General features: G+C 68.3%; 22 protein-coding genes. 13 read left to right on the top strand and 9 right to left on the bottom strand.

Going from position 1 to position 23,593, the window contains the following annotated elements; all coding sequences use genetic code 11:
• Nucleotides 1-357: 357 nt before the first annotated feature.
• Both RIE32_07850 and RIE32_07855 read right to left on the bottom strand, forming a co-directional pair.
• Complete coding sequence (locus RIE32_07850; GenBank protein ID MEQ9096158.1) at nucleotides 358-2,658, bottom strand: O-antigen ligase family protein; 2,301 nt, start codon at nucleotides 2,656-2,658, stop codon at nucleotides 358-360.
• On the bottom strand, nucleotides 2,651-3,748 hold the full coding sequence (locus RIE32_07855) for an MraY family glycosyltransferase (protein MEQ9096159.1): 1,098 nt from the start codon (nucleotides 3,746-3,748) through the stop codon (nucleotides 2,651-2,653). The genes RIE32_07850 and RIE32_07855 overlap by 8 nt, the downstream gene beginning before the upstream one ends.
• Nucleotides 3,749-3,834: 86 nt before the next feature.
• Here RIE32_07855 and RIE32_07860 point away from each other — a divergent pair, with 86 nt between their 5' ends.
• Nucleotides 3,835-4,296 (top strand): hypothetical protein, encoded by a 462-nt coding sequence (locus RIE32_07860; protein MEQ9096160.1) that lies wholly within the window; start codon nucleotides 3,835-3,837, stop codon nucleotides 4,294-4,296.
• Nucleotides 4,296-4,520: a helix-turn-helix transcriptional regulator gene (locus RIE32_07865; protein MEQ9096161.1), complete on the top strand. Its 225-nt coding sequence runs from the start codon at nucleotides 4,296-4,298 to the stop codon at nucleotides 4,518-4,520. The genes RIE32_07860 and RIE32_07865 overlap by 1 nt, the downstream gene beginning before the upstream one ends.
• Here RIE32_07865 and RIE32_07870 read toward each other — a convergent pair.
• Complete coding sequence (locus tag RIE32_07870; protein ID MEQ9096162.1) at nucleotides 4,517-5,116, bottom strand: hypothetical protein; 600 nt, start codon at nucleotides 5,114-5,116, stop codon at nucleotides 4,517-4,519. The genes RIE32_07865 and RIE32_07870 overlap by 4 nt on opposite strands.
• Before the next feature lie 748 nt (nucleotides 5,117-5,864).
• Between RIE32_07870 and atpA the strand changes: the two genes are divergently transcribed.
• On the top strand, nucleotides 5,865-7,460 hold the full coding sequence (gene atpA / locus RIE32_07875; protein MEQ9096163.1) for a F0F1 ATP synthase subunit alpha: 1,596 nt from the start codon (nucleotides 5,865-5,867) through the stop codon (nucleotides 7,458-7,460).
• A 168-nt stretch (nucleotides 7,461-7,628) separates the two neighbouring features.
• Here the strand turns inward: atpA and RIE32_07880 are convergent, their stop codons facing one another.
• Nucleotides 7,629-8,252 carry a PEP-CTERM sorting domain-containing protein gene (locus tag RIE32_07880; protein ID MEQ9096164.1) on the bottom strand — a complete coding sequence of 208 codons (624 nt, stop codon included), beginning with the start codon at nucleotides 8,250-8,252 and terminating at the stop codon, nucleotides 7,629-7,631.
• 215 nt (nucleotides 8,253-8,467) lie between these two features.
• Between RIE32_07880 and RIE32_07885 the strand changes: the two genes are divergently transcribed.
• Entirely contained in the window at nucleotides 8,468-9,643 is a 1,176-nt protein-coding gene (locus tag RIE32_07885; GenBank protein MEQ9096165.1) for a GC-type dockerin domain-anchored protein, read from the top strand.
• A gap of 352 nt (nucleotides 9,644-9,995) precedes the next feature.
• Here RIE32_07885 and RIE32_07890 read toward each other — a convergent pair whose 3' ends face one another.
• Nucleotides 9,996-10,745: a hypothetical protein gene (locus RIE32_07890; GenBank protein MEQ9096166.1), complete on the bottom strand. Its 750-nt coding sequence runs from the start codon at nucleotides 10,743-10,745 to the stop codon at nucleotides 9,996-9,998.
• Nucleotides 10,746-10,975: 230 nt separating this feature from the next.
• Here RIE32_07890 and RIE32_07895 point away from each other — a divergent pair, with 230 nt between their 5' ends.
• Nucleotides 10,976-11,626, top strand: a complete 651-nt coding sequence (locus tag RIE32_07895; GenBank protein ID MEQ9096167.1) for a GC-type dockerin domain-anchored protein — start codon at nucleotides 10,976-10,978, stop codon at nucleotides 11,624-11,626.
• Between the two features lie 24 nt (nucleotides 11,627-11,650).
• Here the strand turns inward: RIE32_07895 and RIE32_07900 are convergent, their stop codons facing one another.
• The 3 genes from RIE32_07900 to RIE32_07910 all read right to left on the bottom strand — a co-directional run bounded on the left by RIE32_07900 (nucleotide 11,651) and on the right by RIE32_07910 (nucleotide 15,434).
• The gene (locus tag RIE32_07900; protein ID MEQ9096168.1) at nucleotides 11,651-12,097 is read right to left on the bottom strand and encodes a hypothetical protein; all 447 of its coding nucleotides are present in this window, start codon (nucleotides 12,095-12,097) and stop codon (nucleotides 11,651-11,653) included.
• A gap of 4 nt (nucleotides 12,098-12,101) precedes the next feature.
• Nucleotides 12,102-12,722 (bottom strand): hypothetical protein, encoded by a 621-nt coding sequence (locus RIE32_07905; protein ID MEQ9096169.1) that lies wholly within the window; start codon nucleotides 12,720-12,722, stop codon nucleotides 12,102-12,104.
• Between the two features lie 699 nt (nucleotides 12,723-13,421).
• Complete coding sequence (locus RIE32_07910) at nucleotides 13,422-15,434, bottom strand: hypothetical protein (GenBank protein ID MEQ9096170.1); 2,013 nt, start codon at nucleotides 15,432-15,434, stop codon at nucleotides 13,422-13,424.
• A gap of 157 nt (nucleotides 15,435-15,591) precedes the next feature.
• Between RIE32_07910 and RIE32_07915 the strand changes: the two genes are divergently transcribed.
• The 6 genes from RIE32_07915 to RIE32_07940 all read left to right on the top strand — a co-directional run bounded on the left by RIE32_07915 (nucleotide 15,592) and on the right by RIE32_07940 (nucleotide 20,953).
• A complete protein-coding gene (locus RIE32_07915; protein ID MEQ9096171.1) occupies nucleotides 15,592-16,911 on the top strand; it encodes a GC-type dockerin domain-anchored protein in 1,320 nt (439 codons plus the stop codon).
• A 231-nt stretch (nucleotides 16,912-17,142) separates the two neighbouring features.
• Nucleotides 17,143-17,856, top strand: a complete 714-nt coding sequence (locus RIE32_07920) for a hypothetical protein (GenBank protein ID MEQ9096172.1) — start codon at nucleotides 17,143-17,145, stop codon at nucleotides 17,854-17,856.
• A gap of 132 nt (nucleotides 17,857-17,988) precedes the next feature.
• Nucleotides 17,989-18,486 (top strand): DUF2752 domain-containing protein, encoded by a 498-nt coding sequence (locus tag RIE32_07925; GenBank protein MEQ9096173.1) that lies wholly within the window; start codon nucleotides 17,989-17,991, stop codon nucleotides 18,484-18,486.
• Nucleotides 18,487-18,572: 86 nt separating this feature from the next.
• Nucleotides 18,573-19,247, top strand: coding sequence for a hypothetical protein (locus RIE32_07930; GenBank protein MEQ9096174.1), 675 nt, complete (start codon nucleotides 18,573-18,575; stop codon nucleotides 19,245-19,247).
• A 4-nt stretch (nucleotides 19,248-19,251) separates the two neighbouring features.
• Nucleotides 19,252-19,896, top strand: coding sequence for a hypothetical protein (locus tag RIE32_07935; GenBank protein ID MEQ9096175.1), 645 nt, complete (start codon nucleotides 19,252-19,254; stop codon nucleotides 19,894-19,896).
• 19 nt (nucleotides 19,897-19,915) lie between these two features.
• On the top strand, nucleotides 19,916-20,953 hold the full coding sequence (locus RIE32_07940; GenBank protein ID MEQ9096176.1) for a hypothetical protein: 1,038 nt from the start codon (nucleotides 19,916-19,918) through the stop codon (nucleotides 20,951-20,953).
• A gap of 52 nt (nucleotides 20,954-21,005) precedes the next feature.
• On the opposite strand, the gene RIE32_07945 is transcribed toward RIE32_07940, so the two are convergent.
• Nucleotides 21,006-21,659 (bottom strand): TlpA disulfide reductase family protein, encoded by a 654-nt coding sequence (locus RIE32_07945; protein ID MEQ9096177.1) that lies wholly within the window; start codon nucleotides 21,657-21,659, stop codon nucleotides 21,006-21,008.
• A 282-nt stretch (nucleotides 21,660-21,941) separates the two neighbouring features.
• Here RIE32_07945 and RIE32_07950 point away from each other — a divergent pair, with 282 nt between their 5' ends.
• Both RIE32_07950 and RIE32_07955 read left to right on the top strand, forming a co-directional pair.
• Complete coding sequence (locus RIE32_07950; GenBank protein MEQ9096178.1) at nucleotides 21,942-22,883, top strand: hydroxymethylglutaryl-CoA lyase; 942 nt, start codon at nucleotides 21,942-21,944, stop codon at nucleotides 22,881-22,883.
• A complete protein-coding gene (locus RIE32_07955) occupies nucleotides 22,880-23,593 on the top strand; it encodes an enoyl-CoA hydratase/isomerase family protein (protein MEQ9096179.1) in 714 nt (237 codons plus the stop codon). The genes RIE32_07950 and RIE32_07955 overlap by 4 nt, the downstream gene beginning before the upstream one ends.

The raw sequence follows: 23,593 nt of genomic DNA on the forward strand, positions 1-23,593 counted from the left end.
CGGTGACGGTGCGAATAACGGATCAATCACCCATCAACTGGCCCAAGCACACGCCCGGGGTCGATGATCGGCTGCCCGCCAATGCGAAGCGGGCCCTGGTTATCTGGTACTCATCGGCCCCGGGGACTCGTCCCTTCAGGCCAATACCTCTTTCCCGAATCGTTCCGCCCACCACCGGAAGACCACCCGTGCTGCGACACCGTCAGTAGCGATGCCCAACACCCCGGGATCGGCCGACCCCTGGCGTGGCCTCGAACAGCACCCTGACCGCACACCATCACCACCGGCGGCCACGGAAGCCGTGGGCCGAAGCGTAATGCTAGAGCCCCACCGCCTTCCGTCAAGCGACATGCCCGCCTATCGACCCTCGAAATACGCCCGAAGTTCGGCCAGCTCGGCCTCGCTCAGCCCCGCGCCCAGCCGATCCAGCCGCATCCGTTCATGGGCCTGCAGCGCATTTTCTGCGCTGCGCCGGGCCAGGGTCTCCAGACCGGCCCGGCGGGCCAACCGGTACTGCCGGTACTTCAACTGAGGGCTGGCGGGGTTCAGCGCTTCGGCCTGTGCCAGCGCGTCGAGCACCGCAGTGGTCTGCGAGCCATCAGGATGCAGCGTCGCCAGCACCGTGGCCAGGTGTCCGTAGTTCTGGGCCGATGCCGGCGTCGCTTCGGTCGCTCGACGAGCCAACGCCAAGGCACGCTGGCCCGCGGGGTCATCGCCTGCCAGGGCCACCACGAGCCACGCCCTCGAAGCGGCCCGCAGGGTCGCACCGTCGGCCGGCGCTGCCTCCACTGCGCGATCCATCGCCTCGGCCGCCACCACCGCCGTCTGGCGCGAAAGCACGTTCATCGCCTCGGCCAGGCTGCCCGGCCGCACCGGCTGGCCAATCTCTGCTGAAAGCTGCTCGGCGACCGCCCGGAACACTCGCGGATCGCCGCCGCTGGCCTCGAGTCGGGCCCCGATTTCCGCGGGCCGGCGCGCCGCGGTAGCCGCGCTCATCACCGATCCCTGCCACGCCCAGAGCCCCGGCAGCGTCAGCACGGCAACCACCAGCGCCATCACAGACGGAACGACGCCGATCGCGCGACCGCCCCAACCGGCAGACGATTCGGCGGGCGCGTCGGACGTCCGATCTCGTGCGAACGCCAAGCCCAGCCACGCCGCCCAGAGCGATGCCGAGCCCACCAGCACGGGCGTCATCTCGATCTGGCCGTGGGCAATGAGCAGCAGCCCGGCCGCCCCGGCGCCGAGCAACAGCCCCCTCGTCCGAGCGTGCCACGCCGCCCAGGCCAACGCCGCCCAGCCCGCCAATCCCGCGACCCAGGCGATGGCAAGGCCCGGCGTCAACCCCCCGATGGACTCCAACTCGAACCGCACGCCGATGACCACGGCGATGGCCGGCCCGGCGATGAGCGTCAGCCGCGGCAAGGCTCCGGACGCCTCGTCGGCATCGGCATCGCCCGCCCCCGCGAGCACCCGGCAGGCGCAACGCCACGCCGCGAGGAGCACCAGGCACAGCACCACCGCGCCGATGGCCAGGCCCATGGTCGCTAGCGCGTCGAACACCACGCTGTGCGGACTGGCGGCATTCTCGGGGCTGATGGGGTTCTTCGCCAGGGCGTACGCGTCTTTGAATCCGCCCGGCCCAACGCCCAGCAGCGGGTTGTCCATCGCGATCCGCGCCGAGGCTTCTACATAGAACCAGCGGAACAGCAGGCTGAGTTCGCCCACGGCCTCGCCCACCATGCCCCGTGCAACCAACGTCAGGATGGGGCCGAGGACGACCAGCCCGGCAAGCACGCCGGCAATGCGCGCCCGAACGCGGCCTCGTCGCCACGCCTGAGGGGCGAACCACCCCATCGCCACGATCGCAAGCCCCAGCACGCCGGCGGTCATGGCGCCCTTGCTGCCGCCGAAGACCACCAGACCCAGTGCCACCAGTGCTCCCAGCCCGGCAACGACCGCCACGGCCTTGCGCGACGAGACGGCGATGGCTGCCAGCAGCACCCCGCCCGCCGCCAGGAACGACGCAACCACGTTCGAGAAGCCGATCCAGCCGGTGATCTCGGGCTGGCGAAGGCGCCGCTCGAAGGCTCGGGCCCCCGAGGTGCCCGGCTCGAGCCCCTGGGCGGCCAGCATCCGCACTTGATCGGCCTCGAACTGGGCGACGGTCGCCGGGTGCTCCACGAGAACCTGCACCAGGCCCTTGGCGACGAACATCGCCGTCAGCCCGGCCAGCAGGGCCACGACGGCGCGCCGCGTGCGGGCATCGGCGCAACCCCGGGCAATGCATCCGGCTCCGGCCAGCGCGGCGATCCACGCGAGGGCGGGGGTGAGGTCGCTGGGCCTGGGGCCATCGGGAAGGCCGTGGTAGAGCCCGACCACCGCGATCAGCACCAGCCCGGCGGCCCAGAGCACCCACGGCTTCCATCGCACGGGTGGCGCCAGGAGCAGCACGAGACCGGCCAGCAGGAGCGTCAGCACGTCCATGAGCGCTGCCTCGCGCGGGCCGAAGGCGCCGGCCGGCGCCGCGACGGTGTAGGGGTCGAGCCCCCAGCCGGGCATGGGGTCGAACGCCAGCAGGGCGCGCACGCACGCGAGCAGGGCGACGATGATGGTCAGGCCGTGGATCAGCCCGGCCGTGCGTTCGCGGCTATCCATGCGCGCCGCCCCTGGGCCCCGTCCTGGGCCAGAACTCCAGCACGCCCAGCACCGCCATGAGCACCACCGCCTGCACGCCGATGATGATCGCCCCCGTGGCGTTCACGGTGAGCAGCAGCAGCCCCGACGCCCCGGCGATCATGCCGAAGGCCCAGAGCACCAGCACCGCGCCTCGCCTGCCGAGCCCCCGATCCGCGATGCGGTGGCTGACGTGCTGGAGGTCGCCCACCAGCGGGCTCTTGCCCTGGCTCAACCGCAAGCCCACCACCGTCGTCAGGTCGTACAGCGGCACGGCCAGTACGAGCAGTGGCAGCAGGACCCCCCACCACTGATGCGCATCGCCGCTGATGTACGTGCCTCGCGCGCTGAGGAAGCCGAGCACGAACCCCAGCACCAGCGACCCGCCGTCGCCCATGAAGACGCGGGCATTCGGAAAGTTGTGCGGCAGGAAGCCCAGGCACGCGCCCACCACGCACGCGCTCAGGCCAGCGACGAACCACTGGCCGGCCAGCAGCATCGCGATGGTCAGGAAAGCCCCGGCGATGGCGGCGACGCCCGCGCTCAGGCCGTCCATGTTGTCCAAGAAGTTCAGCGCGTTGGTCATCGCCAGCAGCCAGAGCGCCGTGATGGCAATGCTCATCGCCTGGCCGCCCGGGTAGGCGTCCAGAAGCGTGAGCAATCGCGAGTCGGTCAGCAGGGGGATGGCGATGGCGGGCAGGGCCATGAGCCCCAGCTTCAGCAAGGGGCCCAGCGGCTTGCGGTCGTCGATGAGCCCAAGCACGTGCAGCAGCAGGATCGCCGCGATGAGCACGACGGCGTCGAAGACCACGGCCGAGGGATCGGTCAGCTCGCGGTGCGGGCCTTCGATCAGGGGCGCGAAAATGAGGGCCGCCACGATCGGCACGAGCAGCCCGGCCACGACGCCGATGCCGCCGATGTTGGGTACGCGCCTCGGACCCGCCTTGACCTGCCCGGCCACCCCCGCCGCGTCGAGCGCGTTCAGCCGCCGGCCCAGCAGCGTGGCCCCACGCGTGGCGACCAGGCTCACCACGAGCGCGACGAGACCCAGGGCCAGCACCAGCCACGGCATGGGCGTGTTGTAGGCCCCGGCGGGGCGTGAGCAACGATTTGTCAAGAATGCTTGACATCAATCAAAAGTCAAGTATGCTTGACATGATGTCCAGTACGCTTGACACATTGCGAGAGAGGGGGCTGGCGATGCTGCCATCGTTCGAGGAGCGGAGCGTCTGGGTGCAACTGGTCGGGCTGGGGCTGGTGCTGGGCGGGTACTTCGCCTCGGCCGGCCCGATGCTGGCCAGCGGCATCATGGAGATGGCACCCTACATCGCCGTCTTCACGGTGTGTCTGGTGCTGCTGATCGTGGTCCAGATCATCGGGCACATCGTCGCGGCCATCTTCGGCGGAACCGAGGACGCCGACGAGCGGGATCGGCTCATCGGCTGGAAGGCCGAGGCACGGTCCTCGTGGGTGCTGGGCGCGGGCGTGTTCATGGCGATCACGGCGCTGGCGTTTGGCGTCGAGGCGGCGTGGGTCGCCAACGGCCTGCTGCTTGCGCTGTTCATCAGCGAGATGCTGAGGCTCGTCCTGCAGGTGGTCAGCTACCGCCGGGGTGCGTGATGGCCGCCAAGGACAACGGTCGCGTCATCAACCACATCCGCGTGCTGCGAGCCGCGGCCGACGGCATGACCCAGGGCGACCTGGCCAAGCGCGTGGGCGTGAGCCGGCAGACGCTCAACGCCATCGAGGGCGGCAAGTACGCGCCCTCGCTCGAGGTCGCCTTCAAGATCGCCCGCGAGCTGGGACGGCCGCTGTCCGAGGTGTTCGAGTTCGTCGACCGCTAGCGGCGGCGACGCTGCGCGAGCACGCCGCCGGCCAGCACGAGCGCCGACGCCGGGGCGGGGATGACGCGGATGGTGGCGGCGCCTTCGGTGAGGTCGGGCAAGCGGGATTCACTGCCGGGACTGAATGGATCTGTGTAGACGGCGTAGTACATCGTGGCCGTCGAGAGCCAAACGTCGAACGCCTCCGGGGCCGGAGGAGCTGTGTAGACCGCCTCCCAGAACGCGATGGGATTGGATGTGTCAGCATAAATCTCGCCAAGGGCATGCAGCTGGCCCGCGAGAATACCGTCGTAGCCGGTTGTCGATGCCGCACCAGGCGAGGATCCGGGCCCATTCATGGGAAAGACCAAACGTGCATCGCTCCAGCCGTCACTGCCCACGCTCGTGCGCAGCCTCGTTGCGATCCCTTGCATCGCGTAGTCGCTCGGGTCAAACCCCGCCCACATCGTCACCACCGTGCTCTCCCCCGGCATCAGCACCGGATTCTCGACCTCAATGGTGATGGCCGTCTGGGCCAGGGCGGCCGGGGCCAGGGCGGCGGCCAGGCACGGGGCCAGGCATGGGGCCAGGACGGCGGCTCGGATGCTCGCTGGCATGGCGGATCTCCCTGGGTGCTGGGGGCTTCGGGCGGGTTCGACGCGGGATCACGCGGCCCGCTCCTACCAATCTACCACACCGGGCCCCACGTCCCAAAACACAATCCCGAGAAGTTCGCCGCGGGTATTCCCGCGTTGCGAACGGGCCCCGAAAGACCCAAACAAGGGCCTCAGGGCGAGAAATCGGCCTCGGAGGCGGGTTCTGGGCCGGGGAGCGTCCGGATAAGCGCTGTGCAAAATCGTTTTGCAGCGCTGCGAATCCGTTTTGCAGCGCTGCAAATCCATTTTGCAGCGCTGCGGATCCGTTTTGCGGCGCTGGGAATCCGTTTTGCAGCGCTGCGGATCCGTTTTGCAGCGCTGCAAATCCATTCTGCAGCGCTGCGGATCCGTTCTGCAGCGCTGCGGATCCGTTTTGCGGCGCTGCGAAACCGTTTGGCAGCGCTGGAGATCCACGCCGCAGCGCGGCAGAACCGGTTCGCGGCACCCCAACGCGGCCTTGCAGCACCGCGGAATCGTCTGGCGGGTCCGCGCGGCGATCTCGCGGAACCGCGGCGGGGCCCGGCCCCGACCACCCCCCACCCCCACCCTCCACCCCCCGCCCGGACGCCCACCACCCCCGCGTGCAAGCCTGCCTCCGGCCGAGACAACCGGGCCCAGCGCCGCTACCCTTGGCACCAAACTCTCATGGGCCCGGCGGTGGTGGCCGGAAGCCCGTGCGTCGCCTCTTTCTATAAAGGGACAGCCCGCCGTGAAGATCCGAACCGACGAGATCGCCAGCGTCATCCGTACCGAGCTCGAGCAGTACGCCAACGAGCTCGAGGTCTCCGAGGTCGGCCGCGTGGTCGAGGTCGGCGACGGCATCGCCCGCGTCTACGGCCTGGCCAACGCCATGGCCGGCGAGCTGCTCGAGTTCCAGAGCGAGGGCGGCGCCGTCATGGGCCAGGTCATGAACCTGGAGATGGACACCGTGGGCGCCGTCATCTACGGCGACTATCTGAAGGTCAAGGAGGGCGACCTGGTCAAGAGCACCAGCCGCCTGCTCGAGGTGCCCGTGGGCGAGGGCCTGCTGGGCCGCGTGGTCGACCCGCTGGGGCGTCCTCTTGATGATGGCCCGGCGATCGAGGCCGCCGAGTACCGCAAGGTCGACATCATCGCACCGGGCATCGCCGACCGCCAGCCGGTGAGCGAGCCGCTGCAGTTCGGCGTCAAGGCCGTCGACGCGATGATCCCCGTGGGCCGCGGCCAGCGCGAGCTGGTCATCGGCGACCGCAAGACCGGCAAGACCGCCGTCTGCATCGACGCCATCATCAACCAGAAGCAGTACTGGGGCACCGAAGACGCGGTGGTGTGCATCTACGTCGCCGTCGGCCAGAAGGAATCCACCGTCGCCGGCGTGGTCGAGAAGCTCAAGAAGCACGGCGCGATGGACTACACCATCGTCGTCAACGCGGCCAGCAGCGACCCGGCCCCCATGCAGTACGTCGCGCCCTACTCGGGCTGCGCGATGGGCGAGTACTTCATGTGGCAGGGCAAGGAAGGCAAGACGCCCAAGCACGCGTTGCTTGTCTACGACGACCTGAGCAAGCAGGCCGTGGCGTACCGCCAGCTCTCGCTGCTCCTGCGTCGCCCGCCCGGCCGCGAGGCCTACCCCGGCGACGTGTTCTACCTGCACAGCCGCCTGCTGGAGCGCGCCACCAAGCTGAGCGACGAGAACGGCGGCGGCTCGCTGACGGCCCTGCCGATCATCGAGACCCAGGAAGGCGACGTGTCGGCGTACATCCCCACCAACGTGATCTCGATCACCGACGGGCAGATCTATCTCGAGCCGGAACTGTTCTTCAGTGGTGTTCGCCCGGCCATCAACGTCGGTATCTCCGTGAGCCGCGTGGGCGGCGCCGCCCAGATCGGCGCGATGAAGAAGATCGCCGGCTCGCTGCGACTGGACCTGGCCGCCTACCGCGAGCTCGAGGCCTTCGCGCAGCTCGGCACCGAGCTGGACAAGGCCACGCAGAACCAGCTCGACCGCGGCGCCCGCATGGTCGAGCTGCTCAAGCAGCCCGAGTTCACGCCCTTCCACGTGGTCGACCAGGTCATCTCGATCTTCGCCGGCACGCGTGGCTACCTCGACGAGGTCGCCCTGGAAGACGTCCGCCAGTTCGAGAAGGACCTGCTCGAGGCCTTCCAGACCAGCTACAAGCCGCTGTGGGACAAGCTCGACACCGAGCGCAAGCTCACCGACGAGATCAACAAGGAACTCGAAGAAGCGCTCAAGAACTTCAGCGGCGACTGGGTCCGCAAGCAGAAGAGCGGCAAGAAGGCCGAGCCGGCCGCCGCAGGCGTCTAAGGGCGTCAAGCTTTCCTGAGACCACGCAGGCCCGCCGAATCGGCGGGCTTTTTCGTGCGCCGCCACAAGCGGTCGCGGCCGACTCAGCGCAGCAACGCACATCGCCGAAGGCATGGTTGCCTCCGGCGATGATGAACGCTGGGTTGATTCGACTCGGGGGTGCCGGTATCAGCGGCGGCGACGGATCGCCAGCAGGCCACCCATGCCGAGCAATGCCAAGGCCGAGGGCGCCGGAACAAACACGGGCACCTTGTCGGACAGGCCGCCTTCGAGCCCGCGGAAACGCATCACCATGCCGGGGCTATCGACCGAGCCGATGAAGTCGTTCGAGGTCAGGCTCCCGGCGTCGGCCGAACTGATCTCGAAGATGAATCGGCCGCTTTCCCCGATGCCAAGACCGACGGAGGGATCGCCACCGCCAAGCCAGTTGGCACCGACGGCGGCACCGCCGTCGAACTGCCCAAACGGACTGGCATGAAACGAGCCCAGATCCAGGAACGATACGGGGTCGGCCGAAGCCAGCAGGGTGGCCAGCGGGTCGTTGTCGCCCGAGGCCCTGAAGACCAGGCCGGTCATGAAGCCACCGACCGCCAGGGGCGAGTCGTTCGTGACGTCAATGCTCAGCCGGCCGTCGTTGCCGCCCAGATAGGTGTACTCGAGGCTGCCGGAGAACATGGCTCCGGTCTGCTCGCTGCTCGCCGCCATATCGCCGCTGAAGCTGACGACCTGCCCATGGGCCAGGGTTGCTGCCCCGGCTGCGGCGACAACCGCCAGAATGCGTGTGGTATGCATCGTGTCTCTACTCCCCAAGAGAATCCCGCGGGGTGTGCGTGCGGCCCCAGCGACCGCACGTCTCTCCTCTGCCACCAGTCTAATGCCGATCTCGATTCACAGAATCAGGAAATGCCAGCCCCCGAGACAAAAAAAGTGGAAATTGAATGGTTATTGGACGTCTTTTGGTCGAAGTTTGGGTCGTGATCCGGCCGGACTTCGGGTATGTTCTGGGCATGACCAGATCGCTCCTTGCCATCATCGCGTTCGCGACCGCCCAGCCGGCCCTCGCCCAGTACGCCGTTCACACGCTCGAACCCCCGGCAGGGGCCACCGACACGGTGGTCACCGCGATCGATGCCGATGGGACGATCGTGGGCTCGGCCAACCTGCCTACCGGCCGAATCGCCGTGCTCTGGGCGTCGTTCGACTCGCCGCCGCAACTGCTCGGCACGCTCGATGGCGGCGCCAATAGCGAGGCGATCTCCGTGGCCAACGGCCTGGTCGTGGGCGTCAGCGACCGGGACTGCGGCCAGCGGGGGGCGTTCCTGTGGACCGCCGCTGGCGGGCTCGTGCCGGCGGGCCCGTCGGCGTGCGTTCCGGTCCAGCCCGTCAGCGTGAATGGATCGGGGGACGTGCTGATGCAAGTGGGCGAGCCGCCGCTGCCCATCGTGTGGCCGCTGGGCGGGGGCTCACCGCGTCCGGTGGATACCTGGGGCCAGCCGGCCACCGCGCTGCGGCTGGACCCCGACGGTCGCGTCCTTGGCGCATCGCGATTCCACCCGGATGCCACCGGCACCGAGCGCGCCATCGAGTGGCCGGCTTCCGGGCCCGGCAGGTTGCTCGATCGTCTCGATCCGGACGCCGGTGGGTTGGACGCGGCCGTTGACCGCCATGCCTCGGGCCTCATCGTCGGCTTCGCACGCCTGGGCTCGGTCTCTCGGGCCGCCGTGTGGAACGCATCGGGCGAGCCCATCGACGCCGGCGAGGCGCTGGGCCCGGGGATTCGGTCGGACCTGGTCCGCATCAACGCCGACGGGCTTGCCGTGGGCTCTTCGTCGCTGGGGGCCTTCATCTGGACCGCGGATGCCGGGGCGCAACTGCTCGAGGACCTCGTCGATGAATCGGGCGACGGGTGGCAATTGAACCTGTCGCAGGACATCAACGACGAGGGCATCATCGTGGGCAACGGCACGAGCCCATCCGGGCAGCCGCGCGCCTTCGTGCTCGTGGAGGGTGGCCTCGCGTGCCGCGCCGACATGGACGGCGATGGCGCCCTGACGATCTTCGACTTCCTGGCCTTCCAGAACCTGTTCGATGGCGGCGACGCGCGCGCCGACTTCGACGGCGACGGATCGCTGACGATCTTCGATTTCCTGGCGTTCCAGAACGCGTTCGATACCGGCTGCTGACAGCACCCCTGACCGCAGCCCTGACCGCAGCCAGGCTTGTCCTGCGCGCCCCTTCCAACACGCGAATGCAAGTTCATGCTCATGCGAACGTCTGCAAGATGTTCGCATGGACATGCGTGCGTCGCAAAGTACAATTTATATAGACATCCAGTTGCTACGTAAGGGGGAATTTACGATGACTCGTTCGATGACGCGCCGGCCCGAGGCATACTGGGCGGGCGCTATCGGCATTGCGCTGTTTGCCACCCTGGTCGCCGCCAGCCGCGTGCCCACGACGCTGGGAGACTTCTTCGGTCCCGGAACGCAGCCGGGTGGACTGATCCATCCGGTGGAGCACTCGACGCGTTGCGATTCATGCCATGGTGGATACGACGCCCTGCACGAGCCCTATGAGCCATGGGCGGCGAGCATGATGGCCCAGTCCGCTCGCGATCCGATGTTGTGGGCCGCGCTGGCCATCGCCGAGCAGGACGCGGCCTTTGCGGGCGACATGTGCCTGCGATGCCACACGCCCGGCGGCTGGCTTGCCGGCCGCAGCACCCCGACCGATGGCTCGGCGCTGATCGCCGAAGACTTCGACGGCGTGAACTGCAACATGTGCCATCGCATGGTGGACCCGCACTACAAGCCCGGCGTGAGTCCGGCCGTGGACGCCGACATCCTCGCGGGCCTGACCCATCCGCCCATGAGCGAGCACAGCGGACACTTCGTGATCGATCCGCTCGACCGGCGACGCGGCCCGTTCGATCTGGGCGGCTTCAGCCGGCACGACTGGCTGCAATCGCCCTACCACGCGACCTCGAACAACTGCGCCGCGTGCCACGACGTGTCGAATCCCGCCTACGAGCGTCAGCCCGACGGTCGATACGTCCTGGGCGAGCTCGACCAACCGCACCCGACGCACGACAAGTACGATCAGTTTCCCCTCGAACGCACCTTCAGCGAATGGACGGCAAGCGACTTCGCCCGCGGCCCCATCGACATGGGCGGGCGCTTCGGCGGCGTGAAGATCGCCGTCAGCAGCTGCCAGGACTGCCACATGCCCGACGTCGTCGGCAAGGGCGCCAAGCAGGGCGAGATCCGCCCCGACCTGCCCACGCACCTGTTCAACGGCGGGAGCACGTGGATCCTCCAGGCCGTCCGCAACCTCTACCCCGACAGCGAGACGGGCCTGAGCGACGCGAGCGTGGCGGCCTCGATCGGACGCGCCCGGGACATGCTCGCGCTGGCCTCGGACATGGAACTCTCGGTCGACGGCTCGGACGTTCTCGTCCGGATCATCAACCAGACCGGGCACAAGCTGCCGACCGGCTATCCCGAAGGTCGGCGCATGTGGATCAACGTCCGGTTCCTGGACGCCGACGGGGCGCCTACGACGAGGCGTCGGCCACGCTCAGCGAGGGCGACACGAAGGTCTACGAGGGCAAGATCGGGGTGGACGAAGACGTGTCGGCCGTCACCGGCATCCCGACGGGACCCAGCTTCCACTTTGCCGTCAGCAACGTCTGGTACAAGGACAACCGCATCCCGCCGCGCGGATTCACGCAGGCCGGGTTCGAGGCCGTGCAGGCCCAACCGGTCGGCTACCACTACGACGATGGGCAGTACTGGGACGACACGCGATACGCCATCCCGCCGCGGGCCGCGCGCGCCGAGGTGTCGGTCTACTACCAGACGGCGTCACGCGCGTACATCGAGTTCCTGCGCGACGAGAACGCCACCAACGATGCGGGGCAGGTGATGTTCGAGCAGTGGGAGCAACTGGGCAAGAGCCCGCCGGTGCTCATGGACGAGGGAAGCATCGACCTGCCGGCCCCGTGCGCCGCCGACCTGGACGGCGACGGCGTGCTGACGCTGTTCGACTTCCTGCGATTCCAGAACCTGTTCGACTCGGGCGACCCGCGCGCCGACTTCGACGGCGACGGATCGCTGACGATCTTCGACTTCCTGGCGTTCCAGAACGCGTTCGATGCCGGCTGCTGAGCGCGGCCCGGCCGGAACCAGCGGCTAGGCGCTCAGCTGGCCATCGATCAGCTCGTACCGGCCGCCCCGCAGGCCCAGCGCCCTGGGCAGGTCGCAGGCCACGTGCAGCGGGCGGGCGGCCTGGCCGCCGTCGAGGATCGCGATGGCGTGCGGGGCCGCGTCGATGATCAGGAGGCCTTGGCCCGCGCCACTGCCCACGCGACGAACATCGAAACGGTCCCAGCTGCGCTCCGGCCCGCGCTCTGGCGCTCCCGCCGCCCAGTCGCGGGCGGCGTCCAGGGGCGTGCCGTTGAGCATGACGAGCGGCCCACGCCCGCCGTGAAGCTCGAGCACCAGCTCGGCCGGCGCGCGGCCGGCCAGCCCGAACGCGGACGGCGCGACGGCCCACCGCAGCCGCAGGCACGCCGTGCGCGTGGACGCCTCGCCGCGGACGCGGCGCTCCAGGCCGGTGCTGGTGTGCGTAGTGGTCATGGCGTCAGGTCACCTTCGCCAGCATCCTGGCCGCCACGCGCAGGCCGCGTCCCTGGGGGCTGGCGAAGCGCTGGCCCAGCTGGTCCACGGTTGCCAGGAAGTCGAGCAGTTCCTCCAGGCGGGCGTTCTGGGCCCGCACCTCGGCGGCCAGGGCCTTGCCGGCGCCGGCCCGGGCTGCCTGCTTCACGCCGGTCTGGTCGCGGATCTCGTGGAGCTGGGCGATCAGGGGCTCGACTTCCCGTTTCAATCGCTCGCGCACGATGGCGCGGAACATGGCCCACACGTCCTGCTCAGCCTGGAAGTACTCCTTGCGGTCGCCGCGCTTGTGGGCCTTGCTGACGATGCCCCATTCGAGCAGGGCCCGCAGCGACATCGACGCGTTGCCGCGCGAGATCTGCAGGCGTTCCATGACCTCGTCGGTGTTCATGGCCTGCCCGGTGATGAACAGCAGCGCGTGGGCCTCGGCCATGGTGCGGCTGATGCCCCATGCCCCGGCCATCTGCCCCCACGCGGCCACGAAGGCGTCCTGGGCCTCGCGCGCGGCCGCCTCGGGCGCGGGCTGCTCGCCGGGCGCGGACGCGGGCGTGGGGTTGGGGGTGGGGGTGGGGGTCGGGGCGGGGTCCATGCGGTCAGTATCGCCCGGGACGGGCCCGGAGTCCAGCATTGATTTCAAAAATGACTGAAAGTTTTGCGGGTGGGTGCGGGGGGCGCACGTGAAATCCCCGCGATCGAAATCCAAACATCGCCCGATCGCTGGCCCCCGGCCCATTCTGATCAGAACCCGACCGTGAAAACCCTGAAAAACCGTGCTGGCGGGCCGTACGGGCGGCCGGGGCGGTGCCAGCGCGTTTCCCGACTCGGAGTTGGGAGTTCCGGGACCGGAGCCGGGAACGCCGGGAACGGACCTGGGAATTCCGGGGGCGGGCCCGGGTACGCCGGGGCCGGGCCCGGGCGCTCCGGGTTCGAGGTCGGGCGTTCCTGGGCCGGGCCCAGGCGTTCCGGGGCCGGGTTCGGGCGTCGCGGCGATGGGCCTGGGAGGTCCGCGGCCGGGCTCCGAGCATCCGGACCTTGGGGCCGAGCGTCCGGGGGCGGGCTCGGAGCGTCCCGGCTCGGCCGCCAAACGCTCAGGCCGCGGGCGCGGAGGGGTGGGCGGGCCCAACCCCCCCGTCGGCGGCCACGAGAAACGGCCCGCGCAAGCGGGCCGTGGGTGAGCGGCAACGTGGGATGGAAGGCCTTCGGCCCCGTCGCCGCGTTGGAGGCGTCGCGCGCCGGATGGCGTCGAACGTCCCCGGCCGCCTCCGGCCGCAACCCGGCTCGCGGGGCCTCAGGGCACGCCGGCGGTGAAGGCGTCCAGGAAGATGGCCATGTCGAGGACGTCCACCTCGCCGCTGGCGTCCGCGTCGGCCCGCTCGTCCTGGCGGGCGTAGTAGTTGTTGTACAGCGTGGCGTCTTCGGACTCGACCATGCCGTTGCCGTTCATGTCGGGGGTGAAGCAGAAGGTGGTGTAGCGATTCTCGAAGAGCCAAATGTCGCGCTGCTCGCCCACGTCAACCGTGCCCGAGGGCACGCCCGGGTCGTGCACCAGCGTGTGGACGGACCAGAACTTGCACAAGAACGGGTCGTGTTGCATGTCGCTGAAGTCCGCCCACGCGTCGTTGGGATCTCCCATCGGCGCAGTAGCTTCATCCTCGTAGCTGTAGTTGACCGGACCCGCCTGGACAAGTACGTTGCTCACCGGTGCCGTGTACGAGCTGTTGAGCCTGACGCGACGGATCTGCGGCCAGGTCTGCTGACTGGTGAAGGTGTACTCGATGTACGCCACGCCCTGCCGCGTCACGCCGATCGAGGGATACAGGCAGTCGCCGGTGGTCGTGCCGTTAGTCTCGATTCGGCCGCTCGCGACGAGCTGCGGATTCCAGACCGGGGGACTCTGGATTACGCGGAAGTTCGAAAGGTTCGGGTCGATCACATACCACTGCACTGCGTATCCGTCTTCGGGCTTGGGCGTGCTGGCGCCGTCAGACGGTGCCACGGCGTGCGTCACGAACACGCGGTCATTTCCTTGCGTGTCTTTCGTGAGCACGGCCGACGAGATAAAAGCACCGCCCGCCCGCGGATTGAAAGAGCCATCGGGAGTTTCGGGTTCGTAATTGTCGTTGGCGTAGAAGAATTCAAGCCCCGCACCCACGCCGACATCGAGCAGTGGGTACTCCTGCGTCGTCATACTGTCGTCCTCGATGTGCTGGGTGTAGTACCACCGCGGGTCCGGCTGGGCGTTCTCGTCAAACCAGAGGCCGGCCAGACGCACGGCGTCCTGCTCGCCCGCCTCCTCGCCGATCGCGACCGACACGAACAACTGGCAGTTGTCGACCTGGCCGAAGGGCTCCTGCACCGGGTAGTGGCGGCGGTGAAAGTCGGGCTCGTACTCAATCACCGTTGGATCGGCGGGCAGATCGCGGAGCCGCAAACTTGTGATCAGGCCCTCGCCCGGCCTGTCGCCGTCGCGCATCGACCGCGGAATTCCGTCGTTGAACTCGATCGGGATGATGAAGATATTCTGGAAAGCGAACGACACACTGCCATCGTTGTCTGTGCCGAACGCGGTAACGTACATCGCTTGCTCGTCGGTGGCGATGATCGGAAGGTCGAACAACGCGCTCCGCTGCGGTGGAAACACGGTCCCCGTCGGTGGAAATGGCTTGTGAAACTCAAGTGTAGCGGACGGCGGGTCAAGGTAGCGCTTCATGTTCTGAAATGCCATGTCGAACGCCGCGCCTGCGTTACCGATAGGCGTGGTAGGATCCAGATCATTTCTACCGGTAAAGTACCACCAGTGTGTTGGGTCGAACGTATCGAGGGTGGGTTCGAGCGGTGGAAACTCGGATGGGTGCTTCGCGACCGCGACGTGGAACGCCGAGATATCGTCGTCATTGGTCGTCTGGGGATCTGCGTTCGTTTCGCTGTAGGTCATCCACTGGCGGTTGTGCGTCGGGTCGTAGTCGCTACGTGGGTCGAACCATCGGCTGATCGCGATCTCGGGCGGCGTGATCGTCCCGTCGGCCACCCGGAAGAACGGGAACGGATTCGCCGGGTCGTCCAGCGGTCGGCGGTCGAGACGGTTGCCCGCCTTGTCGTACAGGATCACGCCGTGGTTGCTCGTGATGACGATGGCGTGCTCGCCCACCGAAATGCCCGTGTCGGTGGGCTTGAAGCCGAACTCCTCAGTGTTGTTGACCGTGCGGGCCACGTCCTGGACGGGCTGTCCACACGCGAGACCACACGCCAGCAGCAGACTCGCCGCACCGATAGCCGCACCGATACCCTTTCGAACATCCATCGTTCGTTCTCCTCATGCCTGGTGTTTCCGGACCGAGTATCAAGCTACCAGAAAGCATGGCGTAAAGCACGGCAATCTGCACTGGATTGAGAAGGATTTGTTGGGGTAGGGCAGATCCGCTTGCATCCGTGGCGGCTTCCGGCCACAATACTGGGATATGAAAATCGCTGCTTTGCTTGTCCTCGCGGCCTTCGCGCTGACCGCCTCGTCCCGAGCCATGGCCCAATGCGAGCCCCAGCGGTTCTGGCCCGATTTCGAGCCCAGGCCGCTCGAATTCGGCGTGGCGGTTGCCATTAACGACGAGCACCTCTTGGTCGTCGATCGCTTCGCGGACAAGGTCTATACGTATCGCAAGGGCGGCGACGGGGACTGGACGTTCAACCACACGGTGCCCGGCGCCAGCGGCGGGGCCATTTCCCTCGATGGGGATCGCTTCCTGACGGGGAGCCTGGGCGTGGAAGCCTGGGGCGGGGGGATCGTGTACGAGTTCAATGGCGAGCGTTGGAGCGAGAGTGGGCGGATCGAGTCATTCGACGACGCGCGGTGGCGATACTGGGGCTACTGCGTCACCCTCTTCGGCGATCGGGCGGCGATGTGCAATCCAAACGGTGCCGCATTGCTATTTCGAGAGGTTGAGCCCGGAATGTGGGTGCACGACGATCCAATGGTTGTGCCAAGCGGAGTGACGGGGAGCGGCTTTGGTGCGGCATTGACCATGGACGGGCGTTTCTTCGTAGTCGGTGCTCCTACCGAACCAATCACGGGCATCCACAACGGCGCGGTATATGTCTACGAGTGGGACACCGAAGGCAACCCGCAATTCGTCCAGAGGCTCGAACCGCCCGCCGCGTCGGTTGGGCCGAGGTTGGGATCCTCGCTCGCGCTCATAGGCGACACGCTGGTCGTTGGGGCGGCGGGAGCGCAGATCGGCCGTGAGGTATTCGGTGCGGTCTACGTCTATGAGAGAACCGACGATGGATGGCAGATGAAGCAGGAGTTGCAGGCGCCGGAACCGGAGGATGGAGCGTTTTTCGGTGGCTCGATCGCGATACACGGTGACCTCCTCGCTATTGGCGCCACCGGCGAGTACTCCGGTGGTGATGGGCGAGGGACGGTCCACTTGTACCGACGTACCAGCGAAAGCACGTGGCAGCACGTGGACGAAGTGACCCTCCAGGGCGCCGTTGGTACCGGCTATGGTGTGGCGCTTGACTTAGCAAGCGAGCAGTTGGTGGTCGGCGGTCGGGATACGGCTCACATGGGCTACGACCAGGGCGTGGCCGACATCTACGACCTCGCCTGCCTGCTCTGCAAGCCCGACCTCGACCTCGACGGCACCCTCACCATCTTCGACTTCCTCGTATTCGCCAACCTCTTCCAGGACGGGAGGAGCGAGGCCGACTTCGACGGCGACGGCGAGCTGACGATCTTCGACTTCCTGGCGTTCCAGGACGCATTCCAGGCCGGCTGCCCCTGAATCGGGGGGCGCCGGGCACGAAAATCTCTGGAACCCATGGATCCAGAAAACCGGCTTCGCAGGCCGGTTTTTCGCCCTTCGGCCCGGCACGACCCAGAAATTCTTCGCCCGATCCATCAACTCGGACTGGAGTGGCCCTGCGAACCGCCCGAAAACCTGGGTGCCGGCGTTGGTCGGCCCCGCAGAGGCACGCGGGGCGGGCGCCGGGACACACGTTTTGGAGATTCAGTCATGCCGACATCAACACGCTATCCGAGCCGCCAGGGCGACCTCATCCCCTGGAGCCGTGCTCGGGCCGACACGTGGAAGGGCGGACAGGCGGGGGTCCCCGACATCGGGCTCACCCAGCTCCAGGCCGACACCTTCGACGCCGCGGTAACGCTGGTCGAGGAAAAACTTGCTTTGCAGGTCGCGGCCATCGAGGCCGCCGAGCGGGCCAGCCAGGAAAAGGAAGAAGCATATAACGATATGCTCCGCCTGCTTGGAAGTTACATGGGCATCATCGATGGCTACGGCAAGGCCACCGACGACCCGGGCGTGTGGGCCCGGGCGGGCTTTGCCGAACCCAAGAAGGGCGGCCCGCGCCCGGCGCCGCCCGTGCCCACCGTGGGCGAGACGGTGACCAAGAGCGACGGCTCGGTGCTCTTCGAGTGGGATATTACCTCGGGCGGCGGCGCCCAGTACATCGTCCAGCGGATGATTACCGACCTGGATGGCGTCGAGGGCCCGTGGGTCGTCGTCGACTTCACCAGCCAGAAGCAGTACCTGGACGAGGCCGTGCCCGTGGGCGTGCGTCGGGCGACCTACCGCGTGCGGGCCCGCCTGAGCAACGGCCAGGCCAGCGGGTGGAGCTCGGTCGCCCAGGCCAACTTCGGCACCCAGGGCAGCCAGGGCGGCCCGGTGGCCAGGAAGGCCGAGGGCGCTCCGACCACCGGCGTGGCCTGAGCGGGACGCGTTCGAGCACGAAACCCGGGACCTCTCCGGGGGCGGGCCGCGTGGGCTCGCCCCGCTTGCCATTGGGGGGGATGCACGCCCGCGGCCGGGCCGCCGAGGGCCGCGAATCCCTACGATTCGCTCGTGGCCGAACAGGACCAACACACCCCCCTGCGCAGCGGGGCCGACCAGCCCCCCACCAGCCCGCCGCCCGAGGAGCCGCGGACGGTGGGGCCGCGGCTGCTGGGGGCGATCGTGGCCCTGGTGGCGGCGGCGCCGTTGGCGGTGGGCGCGGCGCTGACCCCGGCCGCCGAGGGCCACGGCACCCACACGCGGCTGGGGCTTCCCAGTTGCTCGTGGGTGGTCGCCTTCGACGCCCCGTGCCCCACGTGCGGGATGACCACGGCGGTGACCCACGCGGCCCACGGCGACCTGATCGGCTCGTTCCTCGTGCAGCCGGCCGGGGCGATATTCTCCGTGGTCGCGGCGATCGCCTTCTGGTGCGGGCTGCACGGGGCGATCACGGGTGCCGAGACGGTGCGGCAGAGCGCCAGGATCTTCCGGGGCCGCACGTGGTGGCTCATTGGCGGCATCCTGTTGGCCGCATGGGCGTACAAGATGGTCGTCTTCGAGCGTGGGTGAGGGCAGTGGCCGCCCCCGAGCCGTCGCCCCGTTCCGCCTTGGTTCAGCTTCTTGACTCAGACTTCTCCAGCCAGACCGGAGGTCGCATGACCGGATCCGCCGCCATCCGATCCACCGCCATCATCACGCTGCTGCTGGCGTGCATGGCGGCCGCCGGATGCAACATCGTGGGCTTCTTCGGCGCCCTCGAGGCCGAACGGCGACGCACGGGCACCATCACCGTCGAGGGCGTCTACGACGGCCTGGAAGGCGAGCGGGTTGCGGTCGTGGTCGACGCGTCGCGCGAGATCTACATGACCGCGCCCCAGGTGGTCGGGGCCATCCTGACCGAGATCATCGCCCGGCTGGAAGCCAACGCGGGCGTTCAGAGCGTGGTGCCGGCCGCCGAGGTGCAGCGCGTGCTGTACAACGAGCCGGGCCTGCTGGACCGCACCTTCGACGAGATCGCGGCCCGCTTCGGCGTCGAGCGCTTGGTCATCATCCAGCTCGACGAGTTCCGCCTGGCCGAGCCGGGCAACGAGTACGTCTGGAATGGCCAGGCCGCGGGCAACCTGCTGGTGATCGAGGCCGACAGCTACCTGGAAGACGACGTGCGCCTGGAGCAGTACGTCAACGTGACGTATCCGGACCAGCCGAACACGACCATCGACGACTTGTCTGCCAACGCGGTTGCGCTCGAACTGCTGCGCCGCTTCGCCAATCGCGCCTCCTGGTTCTTCTACGACCACAAGGAGCGGTACCCCGAGTACCAGGAGTACTAGCCCGATGCGTGTGCTTCCACTGTTCTGCCTGACCCTGCTGGCGCTGCTGAGCGCCGGGTGCAACATCGTGGCGCCCATTGCCGTGCTGGTGCACGGCCCGCCCAAGGTGCCCGCCGAGTATCGCCTGGACCGCAACCGGAGCGTGGCGGTCGTCATCGATGACCCCGACAGCCTGGTGCCCTCGCTGGGCTATCGCCGCGTGATGCTCGCCTCGGTCCAGGAGAACCTGGCCGAGCGAGCCAAGATCCGCGAAGTGATCGACGCGCGCGACACGATGGCCGTGCTCCAGCGCGACAGCGCCCAGGAGCGCATGAGCCTGACCGAGATCGGCCGGGCCATCGGGGCCGAGCAGATCGTCTGGGCGCGGGTGGAGGGCTTCAGCCTGGCCGCATCGACGGGCGAGTATCGCCCCAACGCCCAGCTGCGGGTGAAGGTGATCGACGTCTCGACGAACGAGAAGGCCTGGCCCGACGAGCCGGCCAGCGGGTACGAGCTGGACGTGACCATGCGGGTGCGGCCGGACTTCGTGCCCTCCAGCGGCCCCGAGCAGCGCACCGCCATGGAAGAACTGGCCCAGTACACCGGCCGGGCCATGGCCGAGCTGTTCTACACCGTCGAGAAGACGTTCAGCGCCCGCGCGGGCAGCTGAAGGGGCCAATCATGTGTCGATGGCCCGAACCCCTTACAGGCTGCTGCACCTGGTCGAGGCCGACCACCCGGGCATGCCCCCGCCCGAGGGCGGGCCCAGGCTGGACCAGCTCGAACGCGGCGGCGACCTGAGCGCCCTGGCGTGCGCCGCCATGCTGGATGCCGAGGACTCGCACGCCCCCGCCGATGCGCACGCGGTGGTCGCCCTGGGGCCGCCGGCCGTGCAGCGCCGGGTCGCGTCGCTGGGTGCTGGCCCGGTGGCGCGCGTGCCGGTGCCATTCGGCACGCCGCATGCGACCGCCAACGTCCTGCGCAAGGTGGTGCGCCGCAGCGGCGTTCGTTTCGATGCGTGCGTGGCGTGGAGCGCCTTCGCCGCCCGGGTCGCGCGGCTGACCGGCTTCGGACCCGGCCGGGGCGACCTGGCGCCGTTGCTCGAGGCCGACCCGCACCGACCCGATCCGGACGCGGCCAACCCCGAGCGCGTGCGAAGCCCTCACGGCGAAGAGGGCGCCCTGGCCCCGCTGGCTTCCCGCGTCATGCGTGCTGCGTTGTCTCCGGCTCGCCTGCCCTTGGGTGAAGCACGGGAGCGAGGCCCCGACGCACCGATTCGCGTGGCGCTGCTGGCCGATCCGGCGGCCTCCGGCTCCGCCACGCTGGCCTGGCGGGCCACGGCGCTGGCGGCGGCGGCCCATGGCCCGATGGACCTGATCCTGCCGATCGGTTGCGCGGCGGCCCGTCGCGTGGCGCGGCTGCCCGAAGCCAGCCATGCGCGCGTCATGCTCGACCACGACGGACTCCCACAGCGACTGGCGCGCGTGCGTCTGGCGCTCGCGGTCTATGGGCCGGGTGTGTACGAGCACGCCAGCCCCGGGCTGGTTGCCTATGCCCTCTCGATGGGCGTGGGGGTGATCGCAGACCGAACGCGCATCGATGGCCTCCACCCCGACCTACCCGAGGGCGAGCCCATCGCGGGACTACAGCCATTGCACGCGCCGGTGCCCATCGAGATCGCCCGGGCCATGCTGGCGGCGCTCGATTCGCCCGTGGCCAGCGCATGACAAACGCCCGCGGTGCGCGGGCGTTTGACGAACTCCTGCGAGACTGGAAGACTCAGCGGTTGCGGGTGCGCGGCGCCATCTCGCCTTCCTGCTTGTCCTTGGGCGGCTGGAGCACGAGCAGGCGATCGACGACCGTCGAAATCTTGTCGCTGCGAACGCCGGCGGCGCGAACGATGCCCTCGCGATCAACGATGACGTAATAGGGCCACCACTGCACGCCGTACGCGTCCTTGGTCTTGTCGTCCTGGTCGGCGGCCATGGCGAACAGGCCGTTGTTGGCCTCGGCGGTCTCCATCATCTTGTCGCTGCCGCGGGTGTTGCAGATGCCCACGAATCGCACGTCCTTCTCGGCGTACTTCTGGGCCATCTCGGTGTTCTTGGGCATGGCCGCGCGGCAGGGCGGGCACCAGGTGCCCCAGAAGTCGATCACGACGATCTCGCCGCGCATCGACTTGATGTCGCCGCCCTTGAAATCGTCGTCCAGGGCCTGCCACTCGCCAACCTGGAAGCTGGGGGCGGGCTTGCCGAGCTGGCTCTGGATCTTCGCCCAGGCCTCGTCGTAGCGCTCGTTGCCCGGCGAGGCATAGGTCAGGTCGCGCGAGAGCAGCGTCTCGAGCGTGTAGTCCTGCTGGGTCGCCTGCTGGCCCATGGTTCCGTCCTGGCTGGCGTTGACCATGCCATTGGACGTAACCAGCGCACCGGCCATGATGACCATGGCACCGCCGAGTTGAATGGTCGTCGAAGAGCGAGAGCGATTGCAGAAACACGGCATGGCTGAGATCCTCCACGTTGGGCCCGCACATTGACAGGCGTTGATCTTCTGAAACGGGTGGAACGGGCGGCTGAAAACGGCCGGACCGGCAGCGACCCGACACGCTTCGGGCAGCAGGAGACGAGCGAAACAACGCTAGCGCGTCCGATGTTCCCGCCATAACAGGGGGTTTCCCATCATGCTTGCACGCGTGGTATGGTGGTTTATGATGCCGCCATGGCCCAGCAGACCTCCCCAGACCAGGTTCGCATCGTCGAAGTCGGGCCGCGCGACGGCCTCCAGAACGAGGCGGGCCGGGTGGCAACGGCCGACAAGGCCGCGCTTGTTCGCACTCTGATCGCGGCCGGGCTCCCCGAAATCGAGTTGACGAGTTTCGTCAGCCCGAAGTGGATTCCGCAACTCGGCGATGCCACGGAATTGCTCGAGATGCTCGCCGGAGACCTGCCCGAGCAGACCACCTTCAGCGCCCTCGTTCCAAACATGAGGGGCATGGAGCGCTTGCTGGAAGCGAACGAGAAGGCCATCAGGGCCACGGGCCGGCGCGCCATCGATAAGGTGTGCCTGTTCACGGCGGCAAGCGAGACCTTCAGCCAGAAGAACACCAACGCGTCCATCGCCGAGACCTTCGAACGTTTTGCGCCCGTCGCCGCAGCGGCCCGTGAGCACGCGCTTGAATTGCGTGGGTACGTCAGCTGTGCGTTTGCGTGTCCGTTCGAGGGCACCATCGGCGTTGACGCCGTGGTCCGCGTCGCCACGCGATTCGTCGAAAAGCTCAAGGTCGACGAGGTGTCCATCGCCGACACCATCGGTCAGGCCGCGCCCGGCGATATCGGTGAGCGGATCGAAGCACTGGCGCACATCGACACGACACGCCTCAACCTGCACCTGCACGACACCTTCGGGCGGGCGGCAGACTGCGTGCGGGCGGGCCTTCGCGCCGGCGTGCGATCGTTCGACGGCGCGGTCGGTGGTCTGGGCGGGTGCCCGTATGCCTCGACCCCCGGCAAGCGGGCGCCGGGAAACATCGCCACCGCCACGCTCGTGCAGGTCGTTGAAGACGAGGGCCTGACAACGGGCGTCGTGCGAGGCACACTGGCAGAAGCCGGGCAACTGGCCGAAGAACTCATCGCCCGCGCACGCACCGGAGCCTCGGCATGATCGCACGCGAACGCATCGGCGACGTCGAACGGCTGATCCTGTCTCGGCCCGATCGACGCAACGCGCTTACGCCGGCGATGCTGGCCGACCTGGCCGGGCACATCGAGCGTGCGGGCGATGCACGCGCCTTGCTCTTGCTGGGCGAGGGCAGGGTGTTCTGCGCGGGCTTCGACCTGGACCTGTGCGTGGGCCAGCAGGGCGAGGCCAACCTGCGGAGCCTGCTGACGGACCTGTCGAGATGCGTGGCGGCCATGCGCGCCCTGCCGATCCCGGTCGTCATCGGCGTGCAGGGCGCTGCGATCGCCGGTGGTTGCGCCCTGCTCGGCGGCGGCGACGTCGTGATCGCCCATCCCGACGCGAAGCTGGGCTATCCGGTCACGCGGCTGGGCATTTCTCCCGCCGTGAGCGCTCCGTTCATTGCCGTCGCGCCCGGACAGGCACGGCGATTGATGCTGGACCCCGGATTGATTGATGCCCGCCGGGCCCACCGCATCGGCCTAGTGCACGAGTTGCACGACGAGCCGGCGGCGCGCGCCATGGAGCAGGCCGAGCACTGGTGCGCCAAGCCCGCGCACGCCCTGGCCGACACGAAGCATTGGCTGAACGAACTGTCTCCCGCCGACGCGTCTCAGGGCCTGGACACCTCCCTGTCGCTCGTGGGCAACGACGAATCCCACCGCCTGCTGGCGGCCGCCCTCGAAAAGAGATGA

Source organism: Phycisphaerales bacterium (genome assembly GCA_040221175.1).
In the GTDB taxonomy this organism is placed as follows: Bacteria; Planctomycetota; Phycisphaerae; order Phycisphaerales; family UBA1924; genus JAHCJI01.

Bases quoted from the DNA above. Each gene is read 5' to 3' on its own strand.
- RIE32_07910 (MEQ9096170.1), bottom strand. From the start codon at position 15,434: ATGGATGTTCGAAAGGGTATCGGTGCGGCTATCGGTGCGGCGAGTCTG.
- RIE32_07870 (MEQ9096162.1), bottom strand. From the start codon at position 5,116: ATGCCAGCGAGCATCCGAGCCGCCGTCCTGGCCCCATGCCTGGCCCCG.
- RIE32_07885 (MEQ9096165.1), top strand. From the start codon at position 8,468: ATGACCAGATCGCTCCTTGCCATCATCGCGTTCGCGACCGCCCAGCCG.
- RIE32_07940 (MEQ9096176.1), top strand. From the start codon at position 19,916: ATGGCCCGAACCCCTTACAGGCTGCTGCACCTGGTCGAGGCCGACCAC.
- RIE32_07905 (MEQ9096169.1), bottom strand. From the start codon at position 12,722: ATGGACCCCGCCCCGACCCCCACCCCCACCCCCAACCCCACGCCCGCG.
- RIE32_07880 (MEQ9096164.1), bottom strand. From the start codon at position 8,252: ATGCATACCACACGCATTCTGGCGGTTGTCGCCGCAGCCGGGGCAGCA.
- RIE32_07920 (MEQ9096172.1), top strand. From the start codon at position 17,143: ATGCCGACATCAACACGCTATCCGAGCCGCCAGGGCGACCTCATCCCC.
- RIE32_07935 (MEQ9096175.1), top strand. From the start codon at position 19,252: ATGCGTGTGCTTCCACTGTTCTGCCTGACCCTGCTGGCGCTGCTGAGC.
- RIE32_07865 (MEQ9096161.1), top strand. From the start codon at position 4,296: ATGGCCGCCAAGGACAACGGTCGCGTCATCAACCACATCCGCGTGCTG.
- RIE32_07950 (MEQ9096178.1), top strand. From the start codon at position 21,942: ATGGCCCAGCAGACCTCCCCAGACCAGGTTCGCATCGTCGAAGTCGGG.
- RIE32_07855 (MEQ9096159.1), bottom strand. From the start codon at position 3,748: ATGCCGTGGCTGGTGCTGGCCCTGGGTCTCGTCGCGCTCGTGGTGAGC.
- RIE32_07930 (MEQ9096174.1), top strand. From the start codon at position 18,573: ATGACCGGATCCGCCGCCATCCGATCCACCGCCATCATCACGCTGCTG.
- RIE32_07900 (MEQ9096168.1), bottom strand. From the start codon at position 12,097: ATGACCACTACGCACACCAGCACCGGCCTGGAGCGCCGCGTCCGCGGC.
- RIE32_07915 (MEQ9096171.1), top strand. From the start codon at position 15,592: ATGAAAATCGCTGCTTTGCTTGTCCTCGCGGCCTTCGCGCTGACCGCC.
- RIE32_07945 (MEQ9096177.1), bottom strand. From the start codon at position 21,659: ATGGCCGGTGCGCTGGTTACGTCCAATGGCATGGTCAACGCCAGCCAG.
- RIE32_07850 (MEQ9096158.1), bottom strand. From the start codon at position 2,658: ATGGATAGCCGCGAACGCACGGCCGGGCTGATCCACGGCCTGACCATC.
- RIE32_07860 (MEQ9096160.1), top strand. From the start codon at position 3,835: ATGTCCAGTACGCTTGACACATTGCGAGAGAGGGGGCTGGCGATGCTG.
- RIE32_07955 (MEQ9096179.1), top strand. From the start codon at position 22,880: ATGATCGCACGCGAACGCATCGGCGACGTCGAACGGCTGATCCTGTCT.